This is a genomic window from Protaetiibacter intestinalis (genome assembly GCF_003627075.1).
GTDB classification, from domain to species: domain Bacteria; phylum Actinomycetota; class Actinomycetes; order Actinomycetales; family Microbacteriaceae; genus Homoserinibacter; species Homoserinibacter intestinalis.
In genome coordinates, this window is the sequence record NZ_CP032630.1 from 81,811 (window position 1) to 95,377 (window position 13,567).

The following is a 13,567-nucleotide window of genomic DNA, read 5'->3' on the forward strand; positions in this document are numbered from 1 at the left end:
TCATCCCGTTCCAAGGACTCGAGCGTCCCATCTCAAGGATCCGGTGGGACAGGTGTTGCCCGATGTGGCGGATGAGGCGCCCTCGCCGCGCGAACTCCTTGAGATGGGTGGGCCGACTCCTTGAAACGGGAGTCCGACTCCTCGAGACGGGACGCGGCGCTCAGCCGAGGAAGCGGTCGCGCAGCTTCGCGAACAGGCCCTGCTGGAACTTCGAGAACTGCGGCTTCGCGGGCGGCCGCTTCGAGGCGAACTGCTTGATGAGGTCGAGCTCGCTCGAGTTGAGGCGCACGGGGGTCTGCACGTGCACGCCCACCTTGAGGTCGCCGCGACCGCCGCCGCGCAGGCGCGTGATGCCGCGCTCCTTGACGGTGACGATGTCGGCGGACTGCGTGCCCGGCTTGATCTCGATCTTCACGTCGCCGTCGAGCGCGGCGAGCGTGACCTCGGCTCCGAGCACGGCATCCGTCATCTGCACCTCGAGGGTCGCGAGCAGGTCGTCGCCCGAGCGGCTGAAGATGTCGTGGTGGCGCACCTTGACCTCGAGGTAGAGGTCGCCGTTGGGGCCGCCCGCGGGGCCCGCCTCGCCCTCGGCGGGCAGGTGCAGGCGCATCCCGGTGTCGACACCGGCCGGCACGTCGACCGCGACCTTGCGCTTGGCGCGCACCCGGCCCTGGCCGGCGCACGTCGTGCACGGGCTCGGGATGATGGTGCCGTAGCCGCGGCAGGTGCCGCAGGGGCTCGAGGTCATGACGTTGCCGAGCAGCGAGCGCACCGAGCGCTGGATCTGGCCCGTGCCGCGGCAGATGTCGCACGTGGCCATCGAGGTGCCGGGCGAGCAGCACGAGCCCTTGCACGCCTCGCACAGCACAGCCGTGTCGATCTCGATCTCGTGCTTGGTGCCGAAGATCACCTCGTCGAGGTCGATCTCGATGCGCAGCAGCGCATCCTGACCGCGTTCGGTGCGCGAGCGGGGTCCGGCCGTGCGGCCCTGCGCCGCGCCGAAGAAGCTGTCGAAGATGTCGCCGAAGCCGAAGCCGCCGCCCATGCCGCCCGCGCCGCCCAGGTCGTAGCGTTCGCGCTGCTCCGGATCGCTCAGCACGTCGTAGGCGTGGGTGACGAGCTTGAAGCGCTCGGCGGCCTCGTCGGACGGGTTCACGTCCGGGTGCAGCTCGCGCGCGAGCTTGCGGTAGGCCTTCTTGATCTCCTCGGGCGACGCGGTGCGCTCCACCCCCAGGACCTCGTAGTGATCTGTCACCGTTTCCTCTTCATTGCTCGTCGTCGCCGAGCAGGCGCGACAGGTACCGGGCGACCGCGCGGACCGCCGCCATGTTGCCCGAGTAGTCCATGCGGGTGGGGCCGAGCACGCCGAGACGCGCGACCGCACCGCCGGGCGCCGCGTAGCCGCTCGAGAGCACGCTCGTCTGGCCGAGCCCGAAGTCGTCGTTCTCGCGGCCGATGCGCGCCGAGACGCCCGTGTCGTCCGGGGTCATCTCGCCGAACAGCCGCAGGATCGTCACCTGCTCCTCGATCGCCTCGAGCACGGGGTAGATGGATCCCGTGAAGTCGCGTTCGGTGCGGGCCAGGTTCGCAGCTCCGGCCATCACGAGCCGGTCGTGGCGGGTGGCGGCCACCTGTTCGGAGAGCGCCGCGATGAGCGGGGCGGCGGCGGGGCGGTCGGCGGGGTCGACGAGCTCCGGGATGCCGCGGAGCGCGGCGGCGGCATCCGCGAGCGCCTTGCCGTCGAGCTGGGCGTTGACGAGCTCGCGCAGGCGCCCGAGCAGCTCGGGGTCGCCGCCCGCGGCGGACTCCGAGGTGTGCTGCTCGACGCGCCCCGTGTCGGTGATGAGCACCGTCATGACGCGGTTCGGCGCGAGGGCGACGAGCTCGATGTGCCGCACGCGGGCGGTGCCGAAGGAGGGGTACTGCGCGAGCGCGACCGTGCTCGTGAGCTGGGAGAGCAGGCGGACCGTGCGGCCGAGCACCTCGTCGAGGTCGCCCGTCTCGCCGAGGAACTTCTCGATCGCGGTGCGCTGGGCGGTGCTGAGCGGGCGCAGCTCGGTGAGCTGGTCGACGAACACGCGGTAGCCCTTGTCGGTCGGCACGCGTCCGGACGAGGTGTGCGGCGCGGCGATGAGGCCGTCCTCCTCGAGCTGCGCCATGTCGTTGCGGATGGTGGCCGACGACACGCCGAAGGAGTGGCGGTCGACGATCGACTTCGACCCGACGGGTTCGCTCGTGGAGACGTAGTCCTGCACGATGACCCGCAGGACGGCGAGACTGCGCTCCGAGACCATGAGCACCACCCTTCCGCAGGAATCGGACCCATCCCCTGCGCCGGTGCGGACTCTGGCACTCCGGGTACGTGACTGCCAATACTACCGCGCGGGCGCCTCGGCGGGTCGTTGCACGCGCGGAACCGGGCGCAGTAGCGTGTGGGTGCTCCCCTCAGCGTGCTCACCGACAGAAAGGCACCACCACCATGACCGATCCCGCTCAGCCCGCTCCGCAGCCTCAGCCTGCGGCGCCGCTCACCGAGGCGGAGGACAAGCAGTGGGCGTCGTTCGCCCACCTCGGCGGCATCCTCGGCCCACTGCCCGCCCTCATCATCTGGCTCGTCTTCAAGGAGCGCGGCCCGAAGACCAGCGTCGAGGGCAAGGAGGCTCTGAACTGGCAGATCACCTTCGTGATCGGCTGGGTCGTGCTGATCATCCTGTCGACGATCATCTCCGCGGCGCTCGCCTTCTCGGGCGCCTGGGCGATCGCGGGCCTCTTCAGCTGGCTCCCGTTCCTGCTCTGGGTCGTCAACATCGTCTTCTCGATCCTCGGCTTCGTGAAGGTCAACGGCGGCGGCAGCTACCGCTACCCCTTCGCACTGCGACTCATCAAGTAGTCGACCGCACGCGCACGGTGCGCCGGACCCTCGGGTCCGGCGCACTTGCTTTAATGGCGACATGACCGCGACACCTCCCCCTCCCGCAGACGCGTACCAGCAGGCTCCCCAGCCGATGAGCCCCGCCGACGAGAGGCTCTGGTCGACGCTCACCCACGTGGGCGCGCTCGTGCTGAGCGGCAGCGGCGTCGGGTGGCTCCTCGCGCTCATCGCCTACCTCGTGCTCCGCGACCGCGGCCCCTTCGTGCGCTCGCACACCGCCACCGAGCTGAACTTCCAGCTGACGCTGCTCATCGCCTACGCCGCGGGCGTGCTCACGCTCATCGCCGGCATCGGCTTCGTGATCGTCATCGCGGCGGCCGTGCTCGCGATCGTGCTCGGCATCATCGCGGCGGTCAAGGCCAACAAGGGCGAGTACTACCTCTACCCGGTGGCGATCCGCTTCGTCAGCTGAGCAGGGCCCGCACCACGGCATCCGCGAGCAGCCTGCCGCGGCGGGTGAGCACGACGCGACCGGCGATCGCCGCCCGTCCGTCGAGCAGGCCGTCGGCGATGAGCCCCGGGATCCCGGCGCGCCCGGATGCCGTGAGCAGCTCGGTCGGCAGGCCGTCGACGATGCGGCTGCGCAGCAGCACGTCCTCGACGCGCCGCGTCTCGGCGTCGAGCGTCTCGCGTCCGGCCGCGGGCGAGACCCCCTCGGCGAGGCGCTGCGCGTAGGCGGCGGGGTGCTTGACGTTCCACCAGCGCACGCCGCCGACGTGGCTGTGGGCGCCCGGACCGACGCCCCACCAGTCCTGGCCGGTCCAGTAGGCGAGGTTGTGCCGTGAGCGGTGGGCGTCGCCGCGTGCCCAGTTGCTGACCTCGTACCAGGCGTAGCCGGCATCCGCGAGCAGATCGTCGGCGAGCTCGTACTGCTCGGCCTGCAGCTCGTCGTCCGGCTGGGCGACCTCGCCGCGCGAGATCTGCCGGGCGAGCTTGGTGCCGGGCTCGACGATGAGCGCGTAGGCCGAGAGGTGGTCGGGCTGCTGGGCGACGGCGAGCTCGAGCGAGCGCCGCCAGTCGTCGAGGCTCTCGCCGGGGGCGCCGTAGATGAGGTCGAGGCTCACGTCGAGCCCCGCCTCGCGCGCCCAGCGCACGACGAGCGGGATGCGCGCCGGGTCGTGGGTGCGCTCGAGGGTGCGCAGCACGTGCGGCACGGCCGACTGCATGCCGAAGCTCACCCGGGTGAAGCCCGCGGCGGCGAGCTCGGCGAGGCCCGCCTCGGTGACCGAGTCGGGGTTCGCCTCGGTCGTGACCTCGGCCCCGTCGGCGAGCCCCCAGGCCCCGCGCACGCCGTCGAGCATCCGGATGAGGTCGCCGGGCGGCAGCAGGGTCGGGGTGCCGCCGCCGAAGAACACGGTCGACACGGGGCGCGCGGCGACCCCGGCATCCGCGAGCACCCCGCGCGCGAGGTCGAGCTCGGCGACCGCCTGACCGGCGTAGTCGGACTGCTTCACGCCGCGGATCTCGGAGGCCGTGTAGGTGTTGAAGTCGCAGTAGCCGCAGCGCACGCGGCAGAACGGCACGTGCAGGTACACGCCGAGGTCGCGCCCCGCCGAGCCCTCGGCGGCGGATGCCGGCAGCGCCCCGTCGGCGGGCGCCGGGTCGGCGATCGGGAGGGCGGACGGCATCCCCCCATTCTCCCCCGGCACCGGCCGCGTCGCCGCCGGCCGTCAGGGGGTGGGCAGGGGGCCGGCCAGCTCGTGCAGGTAGCGCCGCACGAGCATGGCCTGCACGAGGCGCAGGGCCGGCAGCACCGCCCTCCAGAAGCCGCTCGCCGGGCGCGAGAAGATGCGCACGGTGAACCACACCGACTCGTCGTCGCGGCGCTCCACCACGAACAGCTCCTCGCCGGCGAGCGGATGCCCGGGCAGCGTGCCGAAGGCCGCACCGCGGCGGGTGGGCTCGTCGACGACGTAGACGACCCGCACGGGGAACTCCTTCGGCCAGAACGGCGCGCGCAGCATCCCCGTGTCGCCGGCACGCACGATCGCGTCGCCCTCCGGCGTGTAGAGCGTCTCGCCGCCCGCGCCCACCGTCGCGGGGGCGACCGGGTTGCCCGCGGCGTCGAAGGCGACGGGGGTGTAGCTCGCGTCGGTCGCGGCGGGCGGCGACTCGACCGGTGTCACGTGGAAGCCCGCGCCGCGCTGCACACCCCAGCTCATGACGCGCATCCACGCGTACTCCCAGCGGTCGGGGCCGTGCCCGATGCGCACGGTGCGCTCGATCGGCCGGTAGCCGTGGGGCGGATACTGCAGCAGGTCGGGCGCCTGGGTCGCGCCGACCGCCCCGTAGGTGACGGGGATCCGCCACAGCTCGGCGGGGTCGCCTGCGGCGGTCGCGGCGGGGGCCGTCGACCGTCGGGGAGCGTCGCCGGGGGGCGCGGACGCGGTGGTCACCCCCCGATTCTCCCAGAACCGGGCCCGAAAGCCCTATCGGGCTGAGTTTGTGTCGTCTTCCGGGTCGCGCAGCTCCCACGGAAGGCTCGCGTCGTCGAGCTCGACCGGCTCGGCGGGTGGGGCGTCGAACGGTCCGCGCTCGGGGTTCATCCCGTAGCCGAGCCTCGCGATGCCCTCGACGTCGGAGGCCCCGTCGCCGACCAGCTGCCGCCGCATCCGCCGCATCCCGGGGAGCTCCTCGCCGCCCGTGATCAGCCGCACCGCGCTCTCCGCGTAGCGCCGCTGGAACACGCCGATGCCGACGCGGACGCCGAGCCACAGCCAACGCCAGCGCCCGCCCGAGACCCGCGACACCGTGCGCACGACGAGCCACACGGCGCCGTCGGCGTCGCGCTCGACGAGGAAGCACTCCTCCCCCGTCACCGGGTGCCCGAGGCGCGTGCCGTAGCCGAAGCCGCGCCGATCGGCCCCGTCGGCGATCCACACGACGCGCACCGGCTCGAACTGACGGATGCGGCCCGAGCGGTACTCGGTGTCGTAGTCGCGTCCGAGCGTCGCCACCGCGTCGTCGGGCTCGACCGTGAAGCCGATCGCTGTCTTGATGCGCCACCCGGAGACGACGGCCACGGCACGCTCCCAGAGCGCCGGCCCCTCGCCGAGCCGGATGCGCTGGGTGCGTCCCCGGAAGCCGCGCGGCACCGCGGCGCCGGGCCGCGCCATGCCGAGGGTGTCGTACGTCAGCGACTCGGTCGACACGGCATCCACCCCCCGATCATCGCAGGCCGCCGACACGGGATGTCACGATCCGGGACGCTGACGACACGATAGGAATGAGGGCACCGGCGAAGGAGCACAGGATGTACGCCACGGCGAGCGACGAGGAACTCGTCTCGCGCGCGCTCCGCGGCGACCGAGGCGCCTTCCGAGCCCTCTTCGACCGGCACGCGAAGGCCGTGTACTCCTACGCCTGGGGCATGGTGCGCGACGACCGCGACGCGGAGGACGTCACCCAGGAGGTGTTCGTGCTCGCCTGGCGCAAGCTCGGCGGCCTGCGGATCGTCGACAGCTCGGCGCTGCCGTGGCTGCTCGTGTGCTGCCGGAACGTGTCGCGCAACCAGCTGCGCACCCGACGCGAGTCCGTCGTGCTCGACGAGACCCTGCTGCCGGGCGACCGCATCCGCCAGGACCGGGTCGAGGAGCTCAGCTGGGCGCGCGTCGAGATCGGCCGGCTCGGCGGCGTCGACCAGCGCATCGTGCACCTGTGCCTCGTCGAGGGCTACGGCTACGAGGAGGCCGCCGCGCACCTGGGCCTCAGCCGCTCGGCCGTCGCCAAGCGCGTCGAGCGCCTGCGGGTCGCGCTGCGCCAGGCCGTGCGAGGCGAGTCGTGAGCGGGCGGGGAGACGGGCCCAAGGAGGGCGTCTACCTCGACGCCGCGCTCTCGGCCGTCGCCGAGCGCGTCGAGGAGCGCATCGACCGCCTCGTCGACCGCCGCCGCCACCGCACGCGCGCCCTCGTCGCGACGCTCGCCGGCACGACCCTGCTCGGAGGCGGCGTCACCGCCGCCGCACTGACGATCGGCGCGGGCGACCCCCCGCCGCCGAGCTACCACCTCGAGTCCGTGCGCTGCGTCGAGGGGGCGGACGACACCGGCGCCTCCTACTTCGCCGTGCGCTTCGAGCTGCTCGACGACGACCGCGGCCGCATCCGCGCCGAGGAGCTGTGCCGCGCGGCCCGCGACCGACTCGCCGCATCCCCGGAGCTCGCCTCGGCGACCCCCGCACGGCTGCTCGCGCTCTCGGAGCAGCTGCTCGCCGCGACGAGTCGACCGCTCGCCGACGAGCCGGAGACCGAGATCGACGCCCGGGCGCTCTCGGCGAGCTTCGGCGCCCTCGCCGACCCGAGCTTCACGCCGCCCACCCTCGCCGTCTGCGGCGCGGGAGACAGTCGCACCGTCCTGTTCGACATCGGCACGAGCGCCCTGTGCTCACGGGGAGAAAGCGAACGATGAGCTCTGCACGCCGCCGCCGGGGCGTCCCCGGCCCTGTCCGACGTCTGCTCCGCGAGCGGGGCCGCGCGGCCGCGATCGTGCTCGTGGCGGTGTCGGCCCTCGCGACCGCCGGCATCCAGGTGGGTGCCGCGACCGCCATGCGCACGACCCTCGACGCGAACTGGCGGGGGGCCTACGACATCCTCGTGACCGCCGCAGACGCCACCGCCCCGATCGACGGGATGCTGCCCCCGAACTCGCTCACGAGCGGAGAGTCGGGCATGACCGCCGCCGACCTGGACGCCGTGCGCGGCGTCGACGGGGTCGAGGTCGCCGCGCCGATCGGGCAGCTGCTCGTGCCGGGCTTCAAGAGCCTCCTCCCGCTCGTCATCGTCCCCCGCAGCGTGGTGCCCGACACCGCGACCGGTGCGCAGGCCTACCGGGTGACCGCCGAGTACACGACCGACGACGGCCTCGGCGAACGGGTCGTCTCCCGTGAGCACCTGAACGTCGTCATCGACGGCACCACCCAGGCCCGGCCCACCCTCGGCGACTGCGATCCGAACGCCCCGCTCACCCTCGACAACCTCACGTTCGATGCCGCCGCGTTCCCGGCCCTCGCCGCCTACGTCGCGTGCGATCGGGATCCCGAGCCGAGCATCTACAACATCGGGGACGGCAGCCTCGGCGTCGGGTCGATCGGCGCCGACGCACCCGACGCCTACACCCTGGGCCTCCAGGAGACCCCGATGGGCACCACCACGATCACCCTCGTCGACCCCGTCGCGGAGCACGCCCTCCTCGGCGATCGCGGCGACTTCCTCGCGCCGCTCACGGCGCTCACCGACGGACTCGTCCCGGGGGCCGAGATGAAGGCGTGGGCGGACGGCGACACCAAGGGCTTCGGGAAGGCCTTCATCGACCTCGTCACCGATGACGGCGGGACCCCGTTCAGCGACGAGGTGCTCGCCGACATCCGCCGCCTGTACGCGCAGAACGGCCTCGACTGGGACGACGAGCAACTCCAGGGCACCCTCTCCCGATCCTTCATGCCGCTCCTGGTCTCGGATGCGAAGCCCGCCCAGCTGACCCTCAAGCTCTCGGTGGAGGGCTTCGGCCAGGTCACCCCCTCGTCCGAGCTCTTCCCGAGTCCCTACCAACTCCCCGCGGCGCTCCTCGACGGCGAGCCGGGTACCGATCTCGGTGCGACCTCGATCGACATCTCGGGCGCCCTCAACCCCTTCGTCGACGAGAACATCCGCGCCACGTGGCCCGGCGCCGCCCTCGAGGCGGCCGACGCCCTCCCCGAGTTCCACGGCGTCTCGATCACCTCCTTCGCGCGCGCCGTCTCCGGCTCCTTCGCGTCGGGCGGGGGAACCCTCACGACCGACAGCAGCGGCTTCCGCGCCCCCCTCCAGGCCTACGACACGACGGGCGCGAACCTCTACGCCGACATCTTCGACCTGCATGCCGACGCGACCGCGCCCGGCACCGAGACCGCCTACGTCGACTGGACCGACGAGGTCACCAACGCACAGACGGTCGCCGGCGGCGTCCCCGTGGGGACGTTCTCCTCCGACGACATCACCTCGGTCGACGCGCTCAACTACGTGCCGCTCGGGGCATACGCCGCGATCGGATCGACCATCTCAGACGGCCCGAACGCGGGCACCGAGATGCTGCCCTCCGTCACCGGCCTCGGCCTGGTGAGCCCCCGCACCGTCGCGATCGGCTCGATCACCGCGGCCCAGCAGCTCGGACTCGACACGCCCATCAACGCCATCCGGGTGCGCGTGGGAGGCATCGACGCCTACACCCCCGAGGCGCAGCAGCGCGTGCTCGAGGTGGCCCAGCACATCCGCGACCTCGGCTTCGCGGCGACCGTCGTGGCCGGCTCCTCGCCCTCCGACGTCTCGCTCACCGTCGACGGCTACGCCTTCGGCGCGGCCGACTTCGACACGCCCCAGCGCGTCGGCTCGCTCGGCGAGATCGTGCAGCGCTGGTCGGAGCTGGGGGCCGCCGCCCGCGCGGAGTTCGCCATCTCGGATGCGACGGTCGCGATCGTCGCGATCGGCCTCGCCTCCTCGATCCTGCTGTTCGCGGCGCTGCAGCTCACCGGCATCCCGCGCCGGCGCGAGCAGGCCGCCGGCATGCGGGAGCTCGGCTTCACCCGCCCGCGCATCGCCCGCTGGTTCGGCGCGGAGGAGGTGCCCGGCATCCTCGTGATCGGCGTCGTCATCGGTGCGGCCGTGCTGCTGTCGGCCTCCGGATTCGTCGACCTGCTGCTCGTGGGCGTGTTCGGCCTCGTGCTCCTCGTCTCGGCCGCCGCCGTCGCCGCGGGCTCGCGACCGGCGTCGGCACCGCGACAGCGTCGCCGCACGAGCCGACGCCTCGGCCCGCGCAGCATCACCGCGTTCGGCACGCGGCAGGCGTGGAAGCATCCGCTCACCTCCACCACGCAGCTGCTCGCGATCGCGATCGTGGCCGCCTCGTCCGCCGGGCTCGTGTCGGTCTTCCTGCGCGGCAGGGCGGCCGTCGGCCAGAGCCTCCTCGCCGGCTACCTGAGCGACCAGCAGTTCCTGCCGCAGCTCGCGCTCGGCGTGACGGCCGTGCTCGCCGGGGCGGTGCTCGCGGGTGTCGCCCGCGGCATGGAGCTGCGACGGCGGCAGCTGCAGTGGTCCACCCTGCGGGCGACCGGCTGGACCCGCCCCCAGATCTCGCGCGCGCAGTGGACCGAGAGCGCCGCGATCGTGCTGCCCTCGCTCGCCGTCGCCCTCGGCCTCGTCGTCGCGGGTGTGCTGCTGCTCGACCTGCCCCAGCCGTGGCTGCTCAGCTCGGTCGCCGGCGCCGCCGCGCTCGCCACCGCCCTCACCACGCTCTCCATCCGTTCGAAGGGATCCCGCGCATGACGCAGACCACCGCCCCCGTCGCCGCCCCGCACGGCGCGTCCGCCGCCGGCGGCCCCGCGATCGAGCTGCGCGACATCACCATCCAGTACGAGCGTCCCGGCCAGGAGCCGCTCGCGATCGTCGCGGGCTACGACCTCGACCTCCGCCGCGGCGGGCTGCACTGCCTCGCCGGCCGCAGCGGCTCGGGCAAGACGAGCATCCTGCGCGTCGCCGCGGGGCTCGTGCCGCCCACCGCGGGCACGGTGGGCTGGGAGGGGCTCGAGATCACCGGCCTCGCCGACGACGTCATCACCGCGAAGCGCCGCAAGCACATCGGCTACCTCGACCAGCGCGGCAACCTGCTGCCCGGGCTCACCGCCCTCGAGAACGTGCTGCTGCCGGCGCTGCCCGACCGCCAGACCCGCCAGTTGGCCCGGCGCGCGCGCGACCTGCTCGAGCAGCTCGGCGTCGCGGGCCGCTCCGGCCACTACCCCGACCGTCTCTCCGGCGGCGAACGCCAGCGGGTCGCCTTCGCCCGCGCGCTGCTGCTGAACCCCGCCGTCGTGATGGCCGACGAGCCCACCGCGAGCCTCGACCGGGCGAGCGCCGACGCCCTCATCCGGATGCTGCGCACCCTCGCCGCGAACGGTCACGCCGTGCTCGTCGCCTCGCACGACGCGCACCTCATCGACGCGGCGGACTCGCGCACGACGCTCGCCTGAGCGGCGTCAGTCGCGGCGGAGCACCCGCCGGTAGACCCAGTAGCCGAGCATGCCGAGCCCGACGAGCACCAGGAACCACCCGCTGCTGTTCCCCATCGAGAGCAGGATGACCCCGACCACGATCCCGATCGGGGCGATGACCGGCGTGATCAGCAACGCGAAGCGCTCCTCCCAGGCGGTCAGCACGTCGCGGAGCTCGTCGAGGCTCATGGCGACACGCTAGGGCGCGGGCCCGCCGCGCCCCAAGCCCCCGTGCGGGCCACATCCCCCGGCACGGGACCTGCGGCCCTGCCCGATGCGACGCGCGCGCCGCATCCTGGACGCATGACCCCGCGCACGGGATACGCCGCCCCGGACTGGCAGCGCAGGACGCTGCTCGGCGTCACCTGGTTCAACCTCGTCACCGCGCTCATCGGCGGCGCCGCCCTCGCCTCGGGCGTGATGCCGGCGCTCGGCCTCCCACTCGGACTCCTCGACGGCTCGCCGTTCCGCGACTACCTGTGGCCGGGGATCATCCTCATGCTCGTCGTGGGCGGCACCCAGCTCGCGCCGCTCGTCGCGTACCGGATGCGGCTCGACGCCGCGTGGGGGCTCTTCGCGATCGCCGGCTTCGGGATGATGACCTGGATCTTCATCGAGACGGGCATCATCGGCGGCCAGTCGGCTCTGCAGCTCGGCTACTTCACCACCGGCCTCGCCCAGTGCGTGTTCGTGCTGCTCGTGCTCGGCGTGTGGCCGCGGCCGCTGCTGCGCCGGGGTTGAGCCAGAGCTGAGCCGCTACTTCTTGTCCTTCTTCGCCTCGGTGTCGCCCGAGAGCGCGGCGATGAACGCCTCCTGGGGCACCTCGACGCGGCCGACCATCTTCATCCGCTTCTTGCCCTCCTTCTGCTTCTCGAGCAGCTTGCGCTTGCGGGTGATGTCGCCGCCGTAGCACTTGGCCAGCACGTCCTTGCGCATCGCGCGGATGTTCTCGCGCGCGATGATGCGGGCGCCGATCGCCGCCTGGATGGGCACCTCGAACTGCTGGCGCGGGATCAGCTCGCGCAGGCGCGTCGCCATCATGGTGCCGTAGGCGTAGGCCTTGTCCTTGTGGACGATCGCGCTGAACGCGTCGACCGTCTCGCCCTGCAGCAGGATGTCGACCTTCACGAGGTCGCCGGGCGCCTCGCCCGCCGGCTCGTAGTCGAGGGAGGCGTAGCCCTGCGTCTTCGACTTCAGCTGGTCGAAGAAGTCGAACACGATCTCGCCGAGCGGGAGGGTGTACTTGAGCTCGACGCGGTCCTCGCCGAGGTAGTCCATCGACTTCATGGTGCCGCGGCGGGACTGGCAGAGCTCCATGATGGCGCCCACGTAGTCCTTCGGGGCGAGGATCGACGCGTTGACGATCGGCTCGAGCACCTCGGCGATCTTCGCCCCCGTCGGGTACTCGGAGGGGTTCGTGACGGTGACCGTCTTCCGATCCTCCGTCGTCACCTGGTACGGCACGGAGGGCGCGGTCGTGATGAGGTCGAGGTCGAACTCGCGGCGCAGACGCTCCGTGATGATCTCGAGGTGCAGCAGGCCGAGGAACCCGCAACGGAAGCCGAAGCCGAGCGCGACCGAGGTCTCGGGCTCGTACTGGAGGGCGGCATCCGAGAGCTTGAGCTTGTCGAGCGCCTCGCGCAGGTCCGGGTAGTCGCTGCCGTCGATCGGGTAGATGCCCGAGAACACCATCGGCAGCGGGTCGGTGTAGCCCGGCAGCGCCGTGGACGCGGCCTTCGCGGCGCTCGTGACCGTGTCGCCCACCTTCGACTGGCGCACGTCCTTCACGCCCGTGATGAGGTAGCCCACCTCGCCGACGCCGAGACCCTTCGACGGGGAGGGCTCCGGCGAGCTCACGCCGATCTCGAGGATCTCGTGGGTGGCCTTCGTCGACATCATCTGGATGCGCTCGCGCGGATTCAGCTGCCCGTCGACCATGCGCACGTAGGTGACGACGCCGCGGTAGGAGTCGTAGACCGAGTCGAAGATCATGGCGCGGGCGGGGGCGTCCTTCACGCCGACCGGCGCCGGGATGCGCTCGACGACCCGGTCGAGCAGCTCCTCGACGCCCATGCCGGTCTTGCCCGAGACGCGCAGCACCTCGTCCGGGTCGCCGCCGATCAGCTGCGCGAGCTCGCGCGCGTACTTGTCGGGGTCGGCCGCCGGCAGGTCGATCTTGTTGAGCACGGGGATGATCTCGAGGTCGTTCTCGAGCGCGAGGTAGAGGTTCGCGAGCGTCTGGGCCTCGATGCCCTGCGCCGCGTCCACGAGCAGGATGGCGCCCTCGCAGGCGGCGAGGCTGCGGCTCACCTCGTAGGTGAAGTCGACGTGGCCGGGCGTGTCGATCATGTTGAGGGCGTAGGTGTCGGCGCCGAGCTGCCACGGCATCCGCACCGCCTGGCTCTTGATCGTGATGCCGCGCTCGCGCTCGATGTCCATGCGGTCGAGGTACTGGGCGCGCATGTCGCGGTCGGAGACGACGCCGGTGATCTGCAGCATGCGGTCGGCGAGCGTCGACTTGCCGTGGTCGATGTGCGCGATGATGCAGAAATTGCGGATGCGCGCCGGGTCGGTGGCGGCGGGCGGCAGGGGCTTCAGGGCGCGGGGTGACATCTCCGGAC

14 protein-coding genes are annotated in these 13,567 nt (G+C 72.4%); 7 read left to right on the forward strand and 7 right to left on the reverse strand.

Annotated features, from left to right (window positions below; translation table 11 throughout):
- Positions 1-160: 160 nt before the first annotated feature.
- Positions 161-1,255 carry a molecular chaperone DnaJ gene (gene dnaJ / locus D7I47_RS00425; protein WP_120761216.1) on the reverse strand — a complete coding sequence of 365 codons (1,095 nt, stop codon included), beginning with the start codon at positions 1,253-1,255 and terminating at the stop codon, positions 161-163.
- Between the two features lie 10 nt (positions 1,256-1,265).
- A complete protein-coding gene (gene hrcA / locus D7I47_RS00430; protein WP_120761217.1) occupies positions 1,266-2,294 on the reverse strand; it encodes a heat-inducible transcriptional repressor HrcA in 1,029 nt (342 codons plus the stop codon).
- Between the two features lie 185 nt (positions 2,295-2,479).
- On the opposite strand from hrcA, the gene D7I47_RS00435 reads away from it, so the two are divergent.
- Positions 2,480-2,890 carry a DUF4870 domain-containing protein gene (locus D7I47_RS00435; protein ID WP_120761218.1) on the forward strand — a complete coding sequence of 137 codons (411 nt, stop codon included), beginning with the start codon at positions 2,480-2,482 and terminating at the stop codon, positions 2,888-2,890.
- Between the two features lie 61 nt (positions 2,891-2,951).
- Positions 2,952-3,344 (forward strand): DUF4870 domain-containing protein, encoded by a 393-nt coding sequence (locus D7I47_RS00440; RefSeq protein WP_120761219.1) that lies wholly within the window; start codon positions 2,952-2,954, stop codon positions 3,342-3,344.
- On the opposite strand, the gene hemW is transcribed toward D7I47_RS00440, so the two are convergent.
- Genes hemW through D7I47_RS00455 form a run of 3 tightly spaced genes read right to left on the reverse strand, consistent with a single transcriptional unit; the run spans position 3,337 to position 6,093 of the window.
- Positions 3,337-4,560, reverse strand: coding sequence for a radical SAM family heme chaperone HemW (gene hemW / locus D7I47_RS00445; protein ID WP_120761220.1), 1,224 nt, complete (start codon positions 4,558-4,560; stop codon positions 3,337-3,339). The genes D7I47_RS00440 and hemW overlap by 8 nt on opposite strands.
- 42 nt (positions 4,561-4,602) lie before the next feature.
- Positions 4,603-5,328, reverse strand: coding sequence for a DUF1990 family protein (locus D7I47_RS00450; RefSeq protein ID WP_227000736.1), 726 nt, complete (start codon positions 5,326-5,328; stop codon positions 4,603-4,605).
- A gap of 33 nt (positions 5,329-5,361) precedes the next feature.
- A complete protein-coding gene (locus D7I47_RS00455) occupies positions 5,362-6,093 on the reverse strand; it encodes a DUF1990 family protein (RefSeq protein WP_120761221.1) in 732 nt (243 codons plus the stop codon).
- 92 nt (positions 6,094-6,185) lie between these two features.
- On the opposite strand from D7I47_RS00455, the gene D7I47_RS00460 reads away from it, so the two are divergent.
- Genes D7I47_RS00460 through D7I47_RS00475 form a run of 4 tightly spaced genes read left to right on the forward strand, consistent with a single transcriptional unit; the run spans position 6,186 to position 10,925 of the window.
- On the forward strand, positions 6,186-6,716 hold the full coding sequence (locus D7I47_RS00460; protein WP_120761222.1) for an RNA polymerase sigma factor: 531 nt from the start codon (positions 6,186-6,188) through the stop codon (positions 6,714-6,716).
- A complete protein-coding gene (locus tag D7I47_RS00465) occupies positions 6,713-7,336 on the forward strand; it encodes a hypothetical protein (protein ID WP_120761223.1) in 624 nt (207 codons plus the stop codon). The genes D7I47_RS00460 and D7I47_RS00465 overlap by 4 nt, the downstream gene beginning before the upstream one ends.
- The gene (locus D7I47_RS00470) at positions 7,333-10,224 is read left to right on the forward strand and encodes a hypothetical protein (RefSeq protein WP_120761224.1); all 2,892 of its coding nucleotides are present in this window, start codon (positions 7,333-7,335) and stop codon (positions 10,222-10,224) included. Before D7I47_RS00465 ends, D7I47_RS00470 begins: the two co-directional genes overlap by 4 nt.
- A complete protein-coding gene (locus D7I47_RS00475) occupies positions 10,221-10,925 on the forward strand; it encodes an ABC transporter ATP-binding protein (RefSeq protein WP_120761225.1) in 705 nt (234 codons plus the stop codon). The genes D7I47_RS00470 and D7I47_RS00475 overlap by 4 nt, the downstream gene beginning before the upstream one ends.
- Positions 10,926-10,931: 6 nt before the next feature.
- Here D7I47_RS00475 and D7I47_RS00480 read toward each other — a convergent pair whose 3' ends face one another.
- A complete protein-coding gene (locus D7I47_RS00480) occupies positions 10,932-11,135 on the reverse strand; it encodes a hypothetical protein (protein ID WP_120761226.1) in 204 nt (67 codons plus the stop codon).
- Positions 11,136-11,249: 114 nt separating this feature from the next.
- On the opposite strand from D7I47_RS00480, the gene D7I47_RS00485 reads away from it, so the two are divergent.
- On the forward strand, positions 11,250-11,687 hold the full coding sequence (locus D7I47_RS00485; protein WP_120761227.1) for a hypothetical protein: 438 nt from the start codon (positions 11,250-11,252) through the stop codon (positions 11,685-11,687).
- 15 nt (positions 11,688-11,702) lie between these two features.
- Here D7I47_RS00485 and lepA read toward each other — a convergent pair whose 3' ends face one another.
- Positions 11,703-13,559, reverse strand: coding sequence for a translation elongation factor 4 (gene lepA, locus D7I47_RS00490; RefSeq protein ID WP_120761228.1), 1,857 nt, complete (start codon positions 13,557-13,559; stop codon positions 11,703-11,705).
- Between the last annotated feature and the right edge of the window lie 8 nt (positions 13,560-13,567).